This window comes from Pelotomaculum terephthalicicum JT, assembly GCF_022410535.1.
Taxonomy (GTDB): domain Bacteria; phylum Bacillota; class Desulfotomaculia; order Desulfotomaculales; family Pelotomaculaceae; genus Pelotomaculum_D; species Pelotomaculum_D terephthalicicum.
In genome coordinates this window covers 1-19227 of the sequence record NZ_JAKNBL010000051.1, presented here as the reverse complement: position 1 = coordinate 19227, position 19227 = coordinate 1, and the positions used below count along the sequence as shown (strand labels likewise).

The window sequence follows — 19227 nt, the reverse complement described above, 5'->3', positions numbered from 1 at the left end:
CGCTTCATATAGAGGCGCCTCCTCAATCTGGTTTTGTGCCTTTCTTGTCGGGATCAGCACATTACCATTGTATTGATGGGCGTCTCTTTTTTCAAAGGCCGTTTTCAATAATTACAGGAATGCTCCTAATTCACTTGTTTTTTTCACTTGTTTTTGGCAATAAAAAAGGACGCCCTCCTCTAAAGGGAACAGGCGTCCTTGCCAATTTTTTATCACTGCCGTGTAAATAAACACACACTGTTTTAGATATTCTTATCTTACTATTACAACGTTGAAACCTGCCGCTCCGTTGCTAAGCAATTTTTCAACATAATTCAAGCAGTCTTATTGACTAAATAGCTTCGTCACCTTTTTCGCCGGTTCTGATGCGAATCGCGTTATCAATCTTATACGTGAAAATCTTGCCGTCCCCGATCTCACCGGTACGGGCGACATTCGTGATAATCTTTAATATTTCAGCTACATCTTCATCGGGAATGACCATCTCCAGCTTAATTTTCGGCAGCAGATTAATGCTGTATTCGGCGCCGCGGTATACTTCGGTGCGCCCTTTCTGAAGCCCGCAGCCGATCACCTGGGTCACGGTCATCCCGTGAATGCCGTATTTGTTTACGGCTTCTTTGACGTCCTCAAGTTTACCCGGACGAAGGATACATTCTATCTTGGTCAAGTTTTTTTCCTCCTTCTTAGTTTTTTACGGCGGAAACTGGTTTGCTGTCCGCTGCCCGCACCGGTTACATCACGGGCTTTACAACTGTTGAGGATTCCTTCAACCCGGAAAATCCGGAGCTCATGGATGCTGAGAGAACAAAATCGGTGTAGGCATCCTCTCCATGCTGGGTAATATCCAAACCGGATTCCTGTTCTTCATCCGTCGCCCGCAGCTTGATAAACACGTTTACAACCTTCAGGATGATATAAGTGCCGACTATCGCCACAGCCCAGCTTGAAGCTATTGCAATTAACTGGATAACCACCTGCTCGGGGTTGCCGTAAAAGAGACCGTCACTGCCGGCCGGGTTGACCGCCGTGGTGGCGAACAAACCGGTCGCCAGGGCGCCCCAGGTGCCGCCGACACCGTGCACGCCGAAGGCGTCCAGCGAGTCGTCGTAGCGGAGCTTCGCCTTGAGCACGCCCACCGCCAGGTAGCAGGCCGCACCGGCTATCAGTCCGATGATGATGGCTGACATCGGCTCCACAAAACCGCAGGCGGGAGTAATGGCCACCAGACCGGCTACCGCACCGGAAGCCGCGCCGAGAGTGGTTGGCTTGCCATGGTGGATCCACTCGGTAACTACCCAGGACAGTGCCGCTGCCGCCGTGGCCAGGTGGGTCGCTACGAAGGCGCTTGCGGCCAGGCCGTTGGCACCCAGGGCGCTGCCGGCGTTAAAGCCGAACCAGCCGAACCACAGCAGGGCGGCGCCCATTACCGTGAATGGCAGGCTGTGCGGGAGCATCGGCACACTGCCGTGCCCCTTGCGCCTGCCCAGGACTATGCAGGCAACCAAACCGGAAACACCGGAAATGATATGGACTACGGTACCACCCGCGAAGTCTAAAGCGCCGAGATTGCGCAGCCAGCCGTTTACCCCCCATACCCAGTGCGCTACCGGGTCGTAAATGAAAGTCGCCCAGAGAACCAGGAAAGCCAGAAAGGCCGGGAAGCGCATTCTTTCCGCAAAAGCGCCTGAAATCAGCGCGGGAGTTATCACTGCAAACATCATTTGAAAGACCATGAAAGCATTGTGTGGTATCGTCGCTGAGTAATCCGGGTTCGGGTCAAGTCCGACATTTTTTAAACCAAGCCAGTCAAGGCTGCCGATGATATGATGCACATCCGGCCCGAAAGACAGGCTGTAACCGTAAAGCGCCCACTGAATACTGATTATTATCATTGCAAAAAAACTGTACATGATCGTGCTGAGCACATTCTTCTTGCGGGACAAACCCCCGTAAAACAAAGCCAGGCCGGGCAGGGTCATCAGCATGACCAGAGCGGCTGCGATTAATACAAATGAAGTATCGCCGGCGCTGATGGTATTTTCCACAACAGCTTCCGCAGCTTCATCATCGGCCCAGGCTAAGGCCGGGATGACGGTGAAAATTGTTGTAAGTATCATTACAAGACGCGGGTACACTTTTGTCATTTTTCCAACCTCCCAATACTTGTTCCATTGAGCATTACGGAGAACCGCTCGATGAGCGCAGTCCCGGACTTGGCGCCTCATTTCGGGAGCTTGCGCTTGTCTTCAGGTCCCCTTATAACAGAAAACGCTCTTAGCGCAGGATGTTGATTCCCTGTGCAAGAGCGTCGCTGCCCGATCAAGTTACATCTTTATAACCCAAACAAAAAAGCTTTTCGGGAATCTATTCCCAAAAAGCGTCTTCGCCGGTTTGATACTGCTTCGTATCAATTACTATCTATCAACTATAGGTATTCTAGTTTAATTCATTTTACTTGTCAATAAGTTTTGCAAAAAAATAGTGTATACATAAGCTTGTCAAATGGCGATTACAGTTAACGGGAGCGCGCTACTGCCTGGCATCCTGCCTGATATCTATGCACAAGATGAAACGGTTACTGTTGACATCCTTAAACTGTGAAGATATTGTAATGCACAGATTACCTGATGCTAAAGAAACATATGGATCGGTTGTAAATCTTTTTGAGCCGGTACTTATCAGATAATAATAGTAATCCTTTAATGAATGGCCTGTTCCCTTTTTAGCCGGTCCATAAATTTTGCCGTTTTTCATTATTTTGACCTGATTGCAAAATGTTTCAGTGACTTGAATGCCGTCTTCATTGATAATATAAATGCATTCTATTATCGTGTATTTTTGAATTATTTCACTGATCATGTGATCGAAGTACTCAAATGTTACATTAGATAGTTCGTAGATAATACTGCTTAAAACTGCATTATATTCTTTATGCATCAATTTAGTTGCTTTAATCTTATTAGTCATATAATTATTGAACTTATTGGCAATATGAAAAATGTTCTTTTCAGTTTTTTCCGCCATATCGGACGTATTATCTCGCGGTTCTGAAAAGTAAAATCCCTGAAGCATATCCGCGCCAAGCTCAAGCGTCACTATAGCTTCTTCCTCCCTTTCCACACCCTCCGCCACAACGAGAGCACCTATTTTTTTTGAGAGGTTAACAAGCGATTTAAATATTTCTTGTTTGTAAAATAATTTGTCAATATTACTGATAATTCCTTTATCTACTTTCAATATATCAGGTTTAACAAGGGCCACTCTGTCCAGATTGGAATAACCGGAGCCGATATCATCCAGTGCTGTTAGAAAACCTCTCTCTTTATAGAAATTTATAAAATTGTCCAGAGATTTGATATCCTGAACTTTAGATTCAACAATTTCTATAACTATATTATTTGAATCTACACCTAAATTATTAACTTGGTTTAACAAATATCCTGAGCCGACAACCCCATTATCTATTATTGAGGTATCTATGTTCAGAAATAAAATATAATTATTTTTTTCGGAATAAGTAGATCTGTAGAATTCCAAAGCTTTTTTTCTGCACAGCCTGTCTAAGTCTACATTTATATTTTCGTGTCTGGCAAATTCGAACAAGATATCTGGAGATATAATTTTTTTGGTTCTGGTATTTAATCCTCTGCATAGGGCTTCAAAGCCAATTATTGATCTTTTCTTAACGGATATAATAGGTTGAAAATATATAAGGATATTTTCATTATTTATAATATTACTTATATTAATTATACCTTTATCCAAAATCTCACCTGCCTCTTATTTGGTCATATTCAAATATATGTGCGGCTTAAAGGTAAAAGGACACCTGTTCCGTCGAATACCAGGCGTCCTTTCACCGTAAAACTTTTAAACATCGACTTAAGTTATTGACTAAATAGCTTCGTCACCTTTTTCGCCGGTTCTGATGCGAATCGCGTTATCAATCTTATACGTGAAAATCTTGCCGTCCCCGATCTCACCGGTACGGGCGACATTCGTGATAATCTTTAATACTTCAGCTACATCTTCATCGGGAATGACCATCTCCAGCTTAATTTTCGGCAGCAGATTAATGCTGTATTCGGCGCCGCGGTATACTTCGGTGCGCCCTTTCTGAAGCCCGCAGCCGATCACCTGGGTCACGGTCATCCCGTGAATGCCGTATTTGTTTACGGCTTCTTTGACGTCCTCAAGTTTACCCGGACGAAGGATACATTCTATCTTGGTCAAGTTTTTTTCCTCCTTCTTAGTTTTTTACGGCGGAAACTGGTTTGCTGTCCGCTGCCCGCACCGGTTACATCATGGGCTTTACAACTGTTGAGGATTCCTTCAACCCGGAAAATCCGGAGTTCATGGATGCTGAGAGAACAAAATCGGTGTAGGCATCCTCTCCATGCTGGGTAATATCCAAACCGGATTCCTGTTCTTCATCCGTCGCCCGCAGCTTGATAAACACGTTTACAACCTTCAGGATGATATAAGTGCCGACTATCGCCACAGCCCAGCTTGAAGCTATTGCAATTAACTGGATGACCACCTGCTCGGGGTTGCCGTAAAAGAGACCGTCACTGCCGGCCGGGTTGACCGCCGTGGTGGCGAACAAACCGGTCGCCAGGGCGCCCCAGGTGCCGCCGACACCATGCACGCCGAAGGCGTCCAGCGAGTCGTCGTAGCGGAGCTTCGCTTTGAGCACGCCCACCGCCAGGTAGCAGGCCGCACCGGCTATCAGTCCAATGATAATGGCTGACATCGGCTCCACAAAACCGCAGGCGGGAGTAATGGCCACCAGACCGGCTACCGCACCGGAAGCCGCGCCGAGAGTGGTTGGCTTGCCATGGTGGATCCACTCGGTAACTACCCAGGACAGTGCCGCCGCCGCCGTGGCCAGGTGGGTCGCTACGAAGGCGCTTGCGGCCAGGCCGTTGGCGCCCAGGGCGCTGCCGGCGTTAAAGCCGAACCAGCCGAACCACAGCAGGGCGGCGCCCATTACCGTGAATGGCAGGCTGTGCGGGAGCATCGGCACACTGCCGTGCCCCTTGCGCTTGCCCAGGACTATACAGGCGACCAAACCGGAAACACCGGAAATGATATGGACTACGGTACCACCCGCGAAATCTAAAGCGCCGAGATTGCGCAGCCAGCCGTTTACCCCCCACACCCAGTGCGCCACCGGGTCGTAAATGAAAGTCGCCCAGAGAACCAGGAAAGCCAGAAAAGCCGGGAAGCGCATTCTTTCCGCGAAAGCACCTGAAATCAGCGCGGGAGTTATGACTGCAAACATCATTTGAAAGACCATGAAAGCATTGTGTGGTATCGTCGCTGAGTAATCCGGGTTCGGGTCAAGTCCGACATTTTTTAAACCAATCCAGTCAAGGCTGCCGATGATATGATGCACATCCGGTCCGAAAGACAGGCTGTAACCGTAAAGCGCCCACTGAATACTGATTACTATCATTGCAAAAAAACTGTACATGATCGTGCTGAGCACATTCTTCTTGCGGGACAAACCCCCGTAAAACAAAGCCAGGCCGGGCAGGGTCATCAGCATGACCAGAGCGGCTGCGATTAATACAAATGAAGTATCGCCGGCGCTGATGGTATTTTCCACAACAGCTTCCGCAGTTTCATCATCGGCCCAGGCTAAGGCCGGGATGACGGTGAAAATTGTTGTAAGTATCATTACAAGACGCGAGTACACTTTTGTCATTTTTCCAACCTCCCCAATACTTGTTCCATTGAGCATCACGGAGAACCGTTTGATGAGCGCAGTCCCGGACTTGGCGCCTCATTTCGGGAGCTTGCGCTTGTCTTCAGGTCCCCTTATAACAGAAAACGCTCTTAACGCAGGATGTTGATCCCCTGTGCAAGAGCGTCGCTGCCCGATCAAGTTACACCTTTATAACCCAAACAAAAAAGCTTTTCAGGAATTTACTCCCAAAAAGCGTCTTCGCCGGTTTGATACCGCTTCGTATCAATTACTATCTATTACTATAGGTATTCTAGTTTAATTCATTTTACTTGTCAATAAGTTTTGCCCAATAATATGCAATAATATTGTATACCGGTTTATAGTATCTCAGTTACCATATCTCTCACTATTTCGGCGATTGCCGGAGAAGCGGTTATTCCCGGCGATTCAATACCGATCAGATTGATCAACCCGGGTAAGCCACGGTCCGCCTCGTGCCTGACGACAAAGTCTTTTGGCCCTTCACCCGGCTTCTGCAGCTTAGGTCTTATGCCCGCCATTTCCGGCTCTATATCATCATAGTCCAGAAACGGAAGCAGTTTTTTAGCTTCCTCGTAAAATCGCCGCTTGTTCGAGTCGTCTATGCGATAATCGATCTCTTCTATGTATTGCGCGCTCGGGCCGAGTCGTATCCTGCCGTCCAGATCAAGGGTTACGTGCACTCCGACGCCGGTCAGTTCGGCCGGCGGCACCGGGTATACCAGCCTGTTGATTAACCCGCTTTTTCCCCATGAAACACTGTAGTATTCACCTTTGCAGTAATACAAGGTATAACCAGCCCCGCCGGGGTCGATACCAGCCATGCGGGCTACCTTATCCGCATGCAACCCGGCGCTGTTGATCACAACCCGCGTTTCAAATATAAACTTTTCCCCGGCACTATCAACTTCAATTTGATAGAGATCGTTTTTTCTCTCAACGCCGGTTACTTCAGACTTGTAAACTACCTGTGCCCCCTCATCTTTTGCCTGACTCAAAAACATTTTAATCAATTCATGCACATTTAATATGCCCGTTGACGATGAGAAAAGGGCGGCCACACCGGCGACATCAGGCTCCAAGGAGCGCAGTTCGCGCCGTGACAGCAGCCGCAAACCCTCCACGCCATTTTTCCTGCCCTTATGCAATAAATCTTCCAGCGCTTCACACTCGGACGAGTCCGCCGCCACAATAATCTTGCCGGTGTTTCTATGCCCTATCGCATAGCGCCGGCAAAGCTCATATAGGAGGGTGTTCCCCGCCACACAGGTTTTTGCTTTCAAAGAATTTTCCGGGTAATACAGACCCGCGTGGATAACCTGGCTGTTCCTGCTGCTGGTCTCCATCCCGAAAGATTCATTTTTTTCAATAACATAAACCTGCCGGTTTTTTTGGGCCACCCCGGCCGCGACAGCCGCCCCGACAACCCCGGCTCCAATAATCGTTATATCCGCTATTTCACCCATTTACCCTTAACCTTTTAATTATTAGAAAAAAATTAGTTAGTCGGTTACAATATTGCTAGGATATTTTCATTCTGACTCCTGTCTCCTGACTCCTTGATTTTACCCGCTTGGCTGCACCTTGAATTCACGGTTTACCACATCTCCGGATTTACCCATCAAACCGAGATTCTGACCGTTTAACGAGGCTTCCACCGCCCCGGCGTTGCCGAGAGTAATCTTAATTTTATCTGTACCTTCAAAGTGCTTCGACTGGCCGGGGATCAAGGTACCCACAAAGGCCTGCTTGCCATCCACGGTAACACTCATCCAGCAGTCACTGTTCTTGACATTGAGGTCAAGTTTAACCACGGAGGAATCGGCCGGTTGCTGTGGCTCAACCGGCGGTGGCTGAACCGGAGGCTCCGTTTGTCCGCTTATGGCGGGATTCTCCGGGTTGTAAGCTGACGGGTTGTCGACCGGCGTGCCGCCCTTGCCTTTTGCACTATTGAAATATAAACCCAGAACAGCCACGCAAACAATAACGGCTGCTACCGTTAAATAAAGACGGGAACGGGGTTTTCGGGGAACTCTGGCTTTTTTTTCCTCTTCAAAAATATGTTCCGGCGCTTCAGCAGGGGCTTCAGTAAAGAAATCGCTATAATTCGCAAAAACATCTCCCGCGTCGATTCCCAGAAATCTCGTGTAAGTTTTCAAAAAAGCTTTTGCATATACCGGCCCGGGGAGAACTTGAAACTGCTCTTCTTCCAAAGCGCGAAGATACTTGCGGCGTATCTTGGTTTCTTCCTCAACAGCCTCCAGGGTTAAGCCCTTTTCTTCCCTGGCTTCTTTAAGCCTTTTCCCTATTTCCACAAGCTGTGCACCTCCCCACTAAACTGTTTGCCCGCCGCGCCAAGAAGCTACTGCCGCAAATCAGGCAACGGCAAGCCTGTCACAAACTCGTAAACAACTTTAACCGCGTTTTCCATATCGCCGGTATCCACGCATAAATCGAAGCCGGCGCCTGGACTATCCGGGTAATTGTATAACGGGTCGTAATGACATTTCAACATGTAAGAAATAACCTGGTCGAAATTATTTCCCGCCAGCAACCCGTTTAATTCTTCCACCCGGGCCTGTCCCAGCTTTTTCACCAGAGACGAGGTGGCCTTCTGCAATTCGATTACCTTTGAGCCCGGCCCGCCGGCGTATACTTCCCGGATTCTTTTCACCCTGTTCTCCAAGGAGGTATACACTAGAACCCTTTCGCCGTGATGAATAAATTCCATCACCAGGGGCGGTACAATCAGGTTGCCCACCCGGCGGCTCTCACACTCGACCACAAAGAACCCCCTGTTGCAGGCTTTTTTTAACAACTGCACAATATGGCCTTCAAAAGCCTTCTGAGACGGGGAAGGGGGCAGGCCAATCTTGCCGTAGACCGAGCCGCGATGCCGGGCCAGGCCTTCCAGGTCCAGCACAGGCACCCCTAATTGGGCCAGACGAAGCAGGACGTCCGTTTTTCCCACACCGGTCAAGCCGTGCAGGACGACGGCTTTCAAAGGTATTTTTTGCTGCCCCAGATATTCGTTCACATACCGGCGATAAGCTTTATAACCACCGGCAACACGGTAAACCTGATAGCCCGCAGTGTCAAAAAGCAAGGCCATCAATTCGCTGCGCAGCCCACCCCGCCAGCAAAATACCGCAATTTTCCTGCCGCAGGCCATCCTGTCCACTGCGGACAGCTTCTCACCGAGCTTCGGCGAAACCAAATGCAAACCCATTTTGACGGCTTGCTCCGGGCCATATTTGTGGTAGGCCAACCCCACCGCCGCCCGTTCGCCATTATTTAACAAAGGTATGTTAACGGCACCCGGCATAGTGTCTGTCAAGTATTCATTCTCTGAACGCACATCTACCAGCAGCGCTTCATCCAGTGCAAGCGCTGCTTCAACTGCAATATTCTTATACACCTGATTTGCTCCAAGCCAGCTTGATTATATCGTCTCCTTTTACCCCAAATATATAACACAAGGTGTGGAAACTGTCAACGAAACGCGTCAATTTCTAATTATTCTTAAACAACTGGTTATATTGCTCTAAAGTCATCAGAATAGCCCTGGGCTTGCTTCCTTCGTAACCGCCGACTATCCCCTTCTTCTCCATCATATCAATCAATCTGGCCGCCCTGGCATAACCGATGTGCAGCCTTCTTTGCAGCAGCGAGATGGAAGCGTGGCCGCTTTCAATAAGAATTTGCACTGCCTGGGGCAAAAGTTCGTCTTCGAATTCGGGAATAGCTTCTTTCACCGGCTCTTCATGTAAAATCTTATCATTGTATACCGGTTCAGCTTGTTTTTTCAGGTAATTTACCAGATTCTCAACCTCACGGTCAGACAGATAAGCGCCCTGCACGCGCAAAGGCTTTGAGGCGCCAACCGGGAAAAAGAGCATGTCCCCCTTGCCGAGCAGCTTTTCCGCCCCGGACATATCCAAAATTGTGCGTGAGTCAATTTGAGAGGATACCGCGAAGGAAATGCGGGAAGGGATGTTCGCCTTGATCAGGCCGGTAATTACGTCCACAGACGGCCGCTGGGTGGCAACCAGCAGGTGCATGCCGGCAGCCCGGGCCATTTGCGCCAACCGGCAGACAGCGTCCTCCACATCCGCCGGCGCAACCATCATCAGGTCGGACAGCTCGTCAATAATCACGACTATTAAAGGTAATGGAAGCTTTTTGTTATCCTGATCATTTCTTTCACACAACTTGTTGTAGCGGGTAATGTCCCGCACCCCCGCCGCCGCGAACAACTCATAGCGTTGTTCCATTTCCCTGACGGCCCACCTCAAAGAGGTGGCTGCTTTTTTCGGCTCAATAACCACGGGTGACACTAAATGTGGTATCCCGTTATACATGGCAAGCTCCACCATCTTCGGATCGATCATCAGGAATTTTACTTCTTCAGGTGTTGCCTTAAAGAGTATGCTGACAATCAGCGTGTTGATACAGACGCTTTTACCGGAACCGGTGGCGCCGGCAATCAGCAAGTGAGGCATTTTGGCCAAATCCGCGACAACCGGATTGCCGGCAATGTCTTTGCCCAACGATATTGTCAGTTTTGAAGCGCCCTGAACGAACTCCTGCGTTTCCAGCAGGTCCCGCAAGTGAACCATGGAGGTTTCCTTATTTGGTATTTCTATGCCGACAGCTGCTTTACCGGGTATGGGCGCCTCTATCCGCACGCCCGGCGCCGCCATGCTCAGAGCGATATCGTCGGCCAAGCTGACAATCCGGCTGACTTTGACGCCGGAAGGCGGCTGGATTTCGTAGCGGGTAATGGCCGGACCCCGCGAAACTTGAATTACTCTGGCCTTAATCCCGAAGCTCTCCAGGGTTTCTTCCAGCTTGCGTATATTATCGTTTATATCCTTACTCAACCGGGTATTTTTCAGCCTGAACGGCCTTGATAGAATTGACAACGGGGGCAACCGGTAGGACGTATTGCCCGGCGCGGCTTCCAACGTTATACCCGGCCCGTCGTCCAGGCCGTCTTCAGCGGGTTCCGGCATGCCGGCAGTGTTTTTCGACGCCGCCTGTTGTTTCTTATTCTTCGCTTGTCCCTCAACAGATTGTTCGGAAACAGCCGGGGATTCCGGTATTGTCACGCGCTCACCCTGATCAATAATAACAGGTGTTAACGGCGGCGGTTGAGGTTCCTTTTCATTATGCTCCTGCTCATCCCCGTCCTCCTCAACTTCCGTAAAGAGGTAGTCTACCAGTCCCCGGAAACCTTTTCGGGAACCCTCCTTCATTTTGGCTAAAAACGTCTGGGCCATTGACAAGATGGAAAGGTTCGTCAACAGCAATAACGCGATTAGCCCCGCTGTAACCAGTATAATATAAGTGCCCACTATGCCGAAGGACTTTCTGAACAAGTAACTGAGAAGAGCTCCGAGCAATCCTCCCCCGTCTCCGGCGACCCCCGCGTTAAAGGAATCTTCCAGGGGAATAATCAAGTGGAAAAAGGTCAACGCGGTAAGATAGATCAGCAATACCCCGTACATCCTCGGGGAAACCACGGGCTGGCTTCGCCGGCGCACCAGCCTGCCCCCGGCCAGAACCAGCAAGAATGGGAAAAAGTAACACCCTTCCCCGGCAATGCTCCTTAAAATCCGCACCGCGAAATCACTTACCAGGCCGGAAGACTGGGACAGAAGGCTGACAATACAGAGAATACCCAGCGCGACCAAAATAACCCCGGATATTTCGTATTTCAGTTCTTCCTTCAGTTGGCCTTGATTTGCCATGATTTGCCCTCCTAAAATAATATTACCATAGGTGCCCCCAAAAGTCCCTGAAATTCATAAAAAAAAGCCCTAAATCATGAAAACAAGGGCCTTTTGAATAAAACAGAATTTTTCTGAGTTTTATACCCCGGCAGTACGCACCAAGGCCAGGGTTATGACCGCAATCCCCACAACAAAACGGTACCATACGAAAACCACGAAGCTGCGCTCAGTCAAATACCTCAGCAAAAAGCCAATTGACATAAAGCCTACCACGGCTGAGGATACTACGCCGGTAATAAAAGCCGCGTTCAAATCCCCGGCCGACAATTCATCCAATTTTGCCACGCCCGCTCCGAAAATAATCGGCGTTGACAACAAAAATGAAAATCTCGCCGCCGTTTCACGGGTCAACCCCCGGAAACGTCCGGCGGTCATGGTTATACCTGAACGGGATACTCCGGGAATAATCGCCAGAGCCTGCAAAAAACCGATAAACAAACTGTCCGCCAGACTGATCCCGTAGAGCTGCTTCCTTCTTGCCGCTTTCCGGTCAACCCAGTATAAAGCAATACCCATGACAATGAGCATTATCCCAATCAGCACAGGATTTCGAAAAACGGTTTCCGCCTGTTTCTCCAGAAAAAAACCGGATAAAGCGCCGGGCACTGTGGCAATTACCAGATACCAGAACAAAGATCCGTCCCTGGTAGGTTTGCGCAGTAAGCCATTGGTGATCAACCTTGCCCAGTCCCTCCAAAAAAAAGCGACCACTGCCACCAAAGTACCCATATGCAGCGCCACATCAAACGAGAGACCGGGATCCTGCCACTTGAAAACCCAGGGCACGAGAACCAAATGCGCAGAACTTGATATGGGAAGAAATTCTCCGAGCCCCTGTACTATCCCCAGCACCAGAGCCTGTAAAACAGTCAATAAAAGCCCCCCCGGTATACGGCCGCCACGGCACACGGCAGTCAGCCGCAAAAAAACACCGTGTACCTTTCATTAAAAGCCGGTTACCAGGGTCATTATAACACAGCATATTTTGTCCGCAAAAACCTTTTTTGGGATTAACAATCAATTAAGCTGCCGGGCTGTAGATTTGTTTTCAAATAATCATAGGGGTTTGTGCTTAAAAGCTTTACTATCCTTTTTTTTCCGTTGCTTGTATTTTCAACCACCATTGAAACACCGTCGTAATTAATTTCCTGGTACTCCGGATATTTTTCCCTGTCAAAACCCTCCAAAACCAATTCCAGCTGCATCGGAGTATATAAAATCATTGTAACGGCGCCTCTCTTTTCGTTTTTTCATCGTTTTCATCAGTCTCGATCATAGCGTTCAGCTTTTTCACAGCGTCACCGATACCCCCCACCTCGTTGATCAGGCCGATATCCACCGCCTCCTTGCCGATTAGCACCGTCCCGATATCTCTGGCCAGTTCCCCGGTGCGGAACATTAATTCACGGAATTTCTCTTCCGTTATGTGCGAATGCTCCGTAACGAACCGCACCACCCGGTCCTGCATCTTATCCAGATACTCATAAGTCTGGGGAACGCCGATTACCAAACCGTTCAGCCGGATCGGGTGTATGGTCATGCTTGCCGTTGGAGCGATAAAACTGTGCGTACATGATACTGCAACTGGCACGCCGATTGAATGTCCACCTCCCAGAACAATAGACACGGACGGTTTGGACATGCTGGCAATAATTTCCGCGATAGCCAGGCCGGCCTCCACATCTCCTCCCACAGTATTCAGCACAATTAAAACACCCTTGACCTCGGGGGCTTGTTCCAAAGCCACCAGCTGCGGAATCATATGCTCGTATTTTGTGGTCTTGTTCTGTGGCGGAAGCACCAAATGCCCTTCAATCTGACCTACTATCGTCAGGCAGTGAATGTTGCTCTTTACTTCGGGCATTGGCGTTGAGCCCATTTCCTTAACCGACTCCAGCGCGCCTTTGGTTTGGCCGGCCACTCTCTTGCCAGGCTTCGGCTCCTTTTCAGGCTCGTCCCTTCTTTCAGGCTCCGGCGCGATATCCGGATCGGGCTCAGGCGCACCAGGATCAGCGGGTATTATTTCGGAATCTAGTTTATTACCGGCAATGGTCATTTTTTCACTCCTCCCAATACTTAGGGATTACTCTAGTTCATCTCTTAGTATGCTTTGGAAAAAGGAAAAGTAACCAACATAAATTCTATAATTTTGGACAAGCGATTACCGCAACTGCAATAGTTCAATAGCCATTGTTATCCCCCCGTTACAATCAGCTTGAATATTTCTTACCTGCAAATATATCACAAAAAGTATATTCATTTAATTACTTCAGACATTTTAGCAGCAGGATATTGTGGAACGCTTTTTATATAGTGGAAAATATAAAAAGGGACTTCGCGTACGCTCGTGAAGTCCCTGCTCTTCTTCCTGGTTCCGTTATATCTAAATAACTTATTAGTTGGTAAATTCCTGCGTGAACATCATTCCATAAGGACCGCCATGGGCAATACCTACCCCTATGTGTTCATAATTGGAATTCAGAATGTTTGCCCTGTGGCCGGATGAGTTCATTAACGCCGTATGGGCCGCTCCGACGGATTGATTTGCCGCGATGTTTTCACCGGCATAGCTAAAAGAGATACCCTGTGATTTCATCATATCAAACGGTGAACCATAAGTTGGCGACTGATGACTGAAGTAATTGTTGTCGATCATATCTTGTGATTTCATACGGGCCACGTTTACCAGTCTCATGTCTACTGTGAGCGGCTGCAAATTAGTTTTTGCCCTTTCTTGATTGACAAGGTTAACCATTTGCTGCTCTTCGGCGGTTAATCCGGATGTGGAAACAGGCGCCGATGCTGCGGGAGCCGGAGTTGTAATCGGAGTCGAATTTGGCCGTGCAGCAGGTGTCGGATTCGGTTTTATTTGTTGAATTGGGTTAGCTTTCTGACTGTATATTTGATTAAAGCCCGGGAAGTTATTGAAGTTATTCATGTAAAAGCCTGTGGCGGCTTCTGCTTTTGGGCTGTTAAACATAAACAACGCCAAAGCGATCGTGAAAGTACATGCGAACAGCTTCGTAATCATTTTTGTGTTTTTAATCATTGACAAAGATATTTCCCCTTTCTTTTTGCGCCTGCGAGGTTAGCTGACGGGTTCGGTAAAAGATACCCTATCCGAAATCAAGTCACGTTTTCCTCCTTTCTTGTGACTATTCCGGGATTCACCCCATTGTGTTTGGTTCCCCCGCTCCCAGTGTGATAAATTTTCTGAGATTTGGCACGAACTATTATTTATTGGACAATCATATCCTTATTAGTACTTTTGTGCAAAACCCCCTTTGCAACGTAGATAAGCATTTATCATAAAGATTATAAGATAACTTAGAAAAAATAATGTAATTTTTGAATCATATAAGCATGGTAAAACATCCCCCGGTTCTTTATTCCAGGCGCTACTTTATGTGACAACAAGAAGAACTATTTAAACAGCCGCTTAATTACAAATTCAATTATCCCAATTGTCATCTCGACATTTTCCCGACACATTCAAGTCGTAAAATAATTACAAAAAACATAGTAATCTTAATTTAGCTAGATTCCATAAACCTCCGCTGCTATAAGTGGGGTTACCCCCGGTAAGCCCGAAGTCTGACGGAAGCTAAACGAGTTCACTCCCTGTTCAGTATTAATTCAGTATTAATGGAGAGGTGGCCTATGCAAACAGTAATGGTTGTGGAAGACGATCGTTCAATAGCCCTGTTGCTCAAAACTTATCTGGAACATGCCGGTTTTCAGGTACCTGTTGCCTCAAGCGGGGAAGAAGCATTATCTATCTTTCCCGAAGTCAATCCCGCCTTGGTTCTGCTGGATTTGATGCTGCCCGGGAAAGACGGGTGGACTGTGCTGGATGGAATTCGACAAATAAGCAGTTGCCCTGTAATTATGGTGACGGCGCGCGGCGCTGTCGAGGACCGTCTGCATGGGTTCAATCAAGGCGCCGATGATTACATACCAAAGCCTTTTGATCCGGATGAAGTAGTAGCGCGGGTTAAAGCAGTGCTGCGGCGGCCGGTTCATCTGGTTGAGCCTGAACTGGTGCAGTTCGGAACCCTGGTGGTAAATTTTACCTCCCGTGAAGTAACTGTTAAGGGAAAAACGATTTTGCTCGCGCCGCGTCATTGGGAACTTTTAACTTTCCTGGTCCGCCACCCAAACCAGGTGTTCTCCCGGGATCAATTGCTGGACCACGTCTGGGGAATGGATTACGACGGGGGAGACCGTGCCGTGGACGTGTCGATCAAACGCATCCGGCAGTCATTGCAGGAATGGCCGGCGCAGGAAGGGGAGATAGCAACAATACGGGGAAAGGGGTATTTACTGCGTGTCAAGTAAGCAGAACGATTATACAACAAATACCGTATCAATGCTGACCTACTGGACACGCCGCTACGTACTGGTATTGCTGGGTTCTCTCTTGCTCCTCGCAGTGGCCGCGGGAATTTGGATACGAATCAGCACATACGACCACATCTACGACATGCTTGAATTACGCGCCGAGCAATTAGTCGATTTAAACGGCCAAGCGCCGGAAGAAAGCGAATTTTCTAATCGGCTGCGGCAAATGGAAGAGAGGCCGCACGAACCAAAGCATCTCTTTCCAGAAGCAGATATAAAAGAAGACGATTCTTCCAATAGACTGGAAATGGAGGCGGGGCTGCACGAACCAAGGCCACCTATTCCAGATGTAGTGCACACGGTAGATACAGCGGGAAACATCAAAATAATTAAAAAATACGAAAATGAGGCTATTGATACTTCCGCGTTGTTTGCTGTTCCACCTTCATACCAGAATGTCCTCGCCGGGGAGAATGTCCGCGATCAAGTTAATGTCGCTTCTCAAACCTGGCTGCGTATCGGTGTGCCCGTTTATCAAGACGGAACAATTTGCAAAGCGCTTTATATCAGCATGCCCGTGGATAATCAAATCCGCGGCCCTTATGGTTTATTAGCCCTGCTTACCGGCATTATTACACTGGCCGGCTGGCTCGTCCTGTACTTTCTATCCCGGAGGTTAATCCACCCGCTCCGGGAAGTGGCCGCAGCCGCGCAGTCCATAGCTGAAGGCAAGTATGACCCTGTCCTGCCCCAGGAGGTAAAAGAGCGGGAACTGCAGCAATTAATCGAATCATTTCGCTATATGGCCGCTCAGCTGAAACAACTTGAACAGCTTCGGTCGGTCCTGCTGGCAGGCGTGTCGCACGAACTGCGCACACCCATTACTTCAATCCGGGGGATGATCCAGGCAGTACATAATAAAATAGTAACCGGTGCGAAAGCGGAAGAATTTCTGCAAATTTCCTGGAATGAAGCCAAACGGCTCCAGCAAATGGTTGAAGAACTACTTGATTTTTCTTCGTTTGAAGCAGGCGCGGCACCCATTAAGGGAGAGCCCGTTAATTTATCAAGCCTGATAAGTGAGGTGATCCATCAATTGAGTGTGCTTCCTGAATTCTCCAATATCCGGTTCGACGCAGCCCTGCCGGCTGAACCTGTTTGGCTCAACGGAGACGCGGGAAGGCTCCGCCAAATGTTCCTAAACCTATTCGACAACAGTAAAAAAGCTGCCGCAACTTTGCTCAGAATAACATTTCAGATACATGATCACCGGATCATGGTTGACATTGAAGACAATGGGAAAGGCATTGAAGCAACCGATCAGCCCTTTATCTTTGAGCGGTTTTACCGCGGCAGCGCCCGGCAGGCAATAGGCCGCGGGTTGGGCCTCGGCTTAACGATCAGCCGCTTGCTGGCTCACGCCCATGGCGGAGATTTGGTGCTCTTGCGTACGAGCCCCGCCGGCACAACGTTTCGTCTAAGTTTAACACGGTCCTTAAAATGATCACCTGAGGAGGAAAACCACTTGAGTTATAAACCGAAGATTATTGTTAATGGACTTGGCTATCTGACCGGAGTCATAAAAAGAAAAAAATTGCTTTTTAGTATTATTGCAATCGCTTTAGTTACGCTGACAGGGTATTTTGCTGTAGGCAACCGGGGAAAAGCCTCTGAAAATTACTTAACCGATACCGTTAAAAAAAGCACGGTCACCAGCACTATTTCAGCCACCGGGACAATCGAACCGGTAAGCACGGTTACCTTAAGTTTTGAAAACTCTGAAATAATTAAAAATATTTATGTTAAAGTAGGTGAGCACGTAACCAATGGCCAGCTGATAGCCGAACAGGTCACCGACAACCTGGAGGCTGATGTCATTCAAGCCTCAGCCAGCCTGAAAGGAACCACTGCCAAACTGCAGCTCCTGCAAAACGGTTCCACCCAGGAAGATTTGGAGCAAGCCGCAACCGACGTGCAAATAGCCCAGGGAAGCTATGACCTGGCAAAATCCAACCTGGAGCGCTATCAGCAGCTTTATGAAAATGGAGCGATAGCCAAGTCCGACTTTGACAGCGTCAATTTGGAATACATCAATGCGGAAGGCAAATTGGCACAAGCCAAGCAGTCCTTAAAATCGCTGCAAGCCGGCAATCGCGTGGAAGACATTGAAGCGGCGGCCGCTGATGTGGAAAGCAGCAACGCAAAGTTAAAACAGGCGCAAAACAGCCTGGCGGGGGCCAAAATGTACTGTTCAATTGATGGTATTGTCAGCGAGATCAACGGCGCGGTCGGCCAGCGCGCCACCGCCAACAACAACAGCACCACCGGCGGCGGGTTCGCTACCGTTATCTCGGAAGCACTGCAGTTAGAAACCCAGGTCAACGAGGCCGACATCGGCAAAGCCGCAGTCGGTCAGAAGGTTGAATTCACAGTAAATTCCTATGCTGACAAAACATTTACCGGCAAAGTAAGCAGCATTGCTCCCCAGGCAACTACTGTTTCCAATGTTCAACTCTACGATGTATACGTACAACTGGACGAAAACTACAAAGAGTTGAAAGCAGGCATGCCCGTCAATGCTAACATTATCGTCGAACGGCATGAAAATACACTCACTATTCCCAAGGGAGCCGTTACCTATGCCACGAGTTACTTGAATAAAATAAAGCAAACCATCCCGGCAAACTCTGCGGAAAACGGAAACGTCAGCAGCGGCAAGCAAGAAAACAGCCAGGCAGATAACAATAAAACGGAGACCCCAAGTACAACAACAAGTTACCAGGAACAGCAGAGCGTGGTTCTTGTTATGAACAACTCCGGCAGTCCCGCGCCGAAACGGGTTGTATTGGGCCTGTCAGACTTGAAAAATTACGAGGTTGTGAGTGGCTTAAACGAAGGCGAAACGGTGGTAATCGGCTCTTTGAGCGACACTGCAACCACAACTACCACAACCACCAACACCAAAAGCAACAGCATGCCGATGATGGGAGGAGGTGGTGGAGGAGGACCGCCACCAGGAAACTGATAAATACAGGTATTCAGAATTCAGGAGTCAATAATCAGTAGTCAGAATTTGAGAATATTTCGGGACGATAAGCTTTTTCTTGTTCTGACTCCTGAGCAGTTTACAATAATTTATCCGTAGGTGATGCCACATGCAGGAAAAGATAGTGCTCAAGCTTGAAAACATAAAGAAAGTATATGACATGGGAGAATCCAAAGTTAACGCCTTAAGAGGCATCGACCTGACCGTCACCCAGGGAGAAATGGTGGCGATTATGGGCTCCTCCGGCTCCGGCAAAAGCACCTTGCTGAATATTATCGGCTGTCTGGACAAACCAACCGAAGGCGCCTACT

General features: G+C 48.5%; 17 protein-coding genes and 1 riboswitch. Of the genes, 4 read left to right on the top strand and 13 right to left on the bottom strand.

What is annotated here, in order from left to right:
• Window positions 1–331 precede the first annotated feature (331 nt).
• The 13 genes from L9W92_RS17155 to L9W92_RS17095 form a co-directional block, all read right to left on the bottom strand.
• Entirely contained in the window at window positions 332–670 is a 339-nt protein-coding gene (locus L9W92_RS17155; RefSeq protein WP_240084965.1) for a P-II family nitrogen regulator, read from the bottom strand.
• Window positions 671–734: 64 nt separating this feature from the next.
• Window positions 735–2147 carry an ammonium transporter gene (locus L9W92_RS17150; RefSeq protein ID WP_240084964.1) on the bottom strand — a complete coding sequence of 471 codons (1413 nt, stop codon included), beginning with the start codon at window positions 2145–2147 and terminating at the stop codon, window positions 735–737.
• A gap of 385 nt (window positions 2148–2532) precedes the next feature.
• Window positions 2533–3768 carry an EAL domain-containing protein gene (locus tag L9W92_RS17145; protein WP_240084963.1) on the bottom strand — a complete coding sequence of 412 codons (1236 nt, stop codon included), beginning with the start codon at window positions 3766–3768 and terminating at the stop codon, window positions 2533–2535.
• Window positions 3769–3897: 129 nt separating this feature from the next.
• Window positions 3898–4236 (bottom strand): P-II family nitrogen regulator, encoded by a 339-nt coding sequence (locus tag L9W92_RS17140; protein ID WP_240084962.1) that lies wholly within the window; start codon window positions 4234–4236, stop codon window positions 3898–3900.
• A 64-nt stretch (window positions 4237–4300) separates the two neighbouring features.
• Window positions 4301–5713 (bottom strand): ammonium transporter, encoded by a 1413-nt coding sequence (locus tag L9W92_RS17135; RefSeq protein WP_240084961.1) that lies wholly within the window; start codon window positions 5711–5713, stop codon window positions 4301–4303.
• A 359-nt stretch (window positions 5714–6072) separates the two neighbouring features.
• A complete protein-coding gene (locus L9W92_RS17130) occupies window positions 6073–7200 on the bottom strand; it encodes an NAD(P)/FAD-dependent oxidoreductase (protein WP_240084960.1) in 1128 nt (375 codons plus the stop codon).
• Window positions 7201–7299: 99 nt separating this feature from the next.
• Entirely contained in the window at window positions 7300–8049 is a 750-nt protein-coding gene (locus L9W92_RS19235; protein ID WP_240084959.1) for a helix-turn-helix domain-containing protein, read from the bottom strand.
• A 47-nt stretch (window positions 8050–8096) separates the two neighbouring features.
• Complete coding sequence (gene mnmH / locus L9W92_RS17120) at window positions 8097–9152, bottom strand: tRNA 2-selenouridine(34) synthase MnmH (RefSeq protein WP_240084958.1); 1056 nt, start codon at window positions 9150–9152, stop codon at window positions 8097–8099.
• Window positions 9153–9246: 94 nt separating this feature from the next.
• Window positions 9247–11487 carry an FtsK/SpoIIIE family DNA translocase gene (locus L9W92_RS17115; protein ID WP_240084957.1) on the bottom strand — a complete coding sequence of 747 codons (2241 nt, stop codon included), beginning with the start codon at window positions 11485–11487 and terminating at the stop codon, window positions 9247–9249.
• Between the two features lie 120 nt (window positions 11488–11607).
• Window positions 11608–12402, bottom strand: coding sequence for an undecaprenyl-diphosphate phosphatase (locus L9W92_RS17110; protein WP_240084956.1), 795 nt, complete (start codon window positions 12400–12402; stop codon window positions 11608–11610).
• 137 nt (window positions 12403–12539) lie between these two features.
• Window positions 12540–12752 carry a YlzJ-like family protein gene (locus L9W92_RS17105; RefSeq protein ID WP_240084955.1) on the bottom strand — a complete coding sequence of 71 codons (213 nt, stop codon included), beginning with the start codon at window positions 12750–12752 and terminating at the stop codon, window positions 12540–12542.
• Window positions 12749–13585 (bottom strand): ATP-dependent Clp protease proteolytic subunit, encoded by an 837-nt coding sequence (locus tag L9W92_RS17100; RefSeq protein WP_240084954.1) that lies wholly within the window; start codon window positions 13583–13585, stop codon window positions 12749–12751. The genes L9W92_RS17105 and L9W92_RS17100 overlap by 4 nt, the downstream gene beginning before the upstream one ends.
• A gap of 339 nt (window positions 13586–13924) precedes the next feature.
• Window positions 13925–14578 (bottom strand): CAP domain-containing protein, encoded by a 654-nt coding sequence (locus L9W92_RS17095; RefSeq protein ID WP_240084953.1) that lies wholly within the window; start codon window positions 14576–14578, stop codon window positions 13925–13927.
• 12 nt (window positions 14579–14590) lie between these two features.
• A riboswitch (cyclic di-AMP (ydaO/yuaA leader) is annotated at window positions 14591–14765 on the bottom strand.
• Between the two features lie 424 nt (window positions 14766–15189).
• Here L9W92_RS17095 and L9W92_RS17090 point away from each other — a divergent pair.
• The 4 genes from L9W92_RS17090 to L9W92_RS17075 form a co-directional block, all read left to right on the top strand.
• Window positions 15190–15867 carry a response regulator transcription factor gene (locus L9W92_RS17090; RefSeq protein WP_240084952.1) on the top strand — a complete coding sequence of 226 codons (678 nt, stop codon included), beginning with the start codon at window positions 15190–15192 and terminating at the stop codon, window positions 15865–15867.
• Window positions 15857–17374, top strand: coding sequence for a sensor histidine kinase (locus L9W92_RS19230; protein ID WP_240084951.1), 1518 nt, complete (start codon window positions 15857–15859; stop codon window positions 17372–17374). The genes L9W92_RS17090 and L9W92_RS19230 overlap by 11 nt, the downstream gene beginning before the upstream one ends.
• A gap of 21 nt (window positions 17375–17395) precedes the next feature.
• Window positions 17396–18895 (top strand): HlyD family secretion protein, encoded by a 1500-nt coding sequence (locus tag L9W92_RS17080; protein WP_240084950.1) that lies wholly within the window; start codon window positions 17396–17398, stop codon window positions 18893–18895.
• 130 nt (window positions 18896–19025) lie between these two features.
• Window positions 19026–19227: ATP-binding cassette domain-containing protein (locus tag L9W92_RS17075; RefSeq protein ID WP_282442401.1), on the top strand; the 202-nt coding region annotated here is incomplete at its 3' end.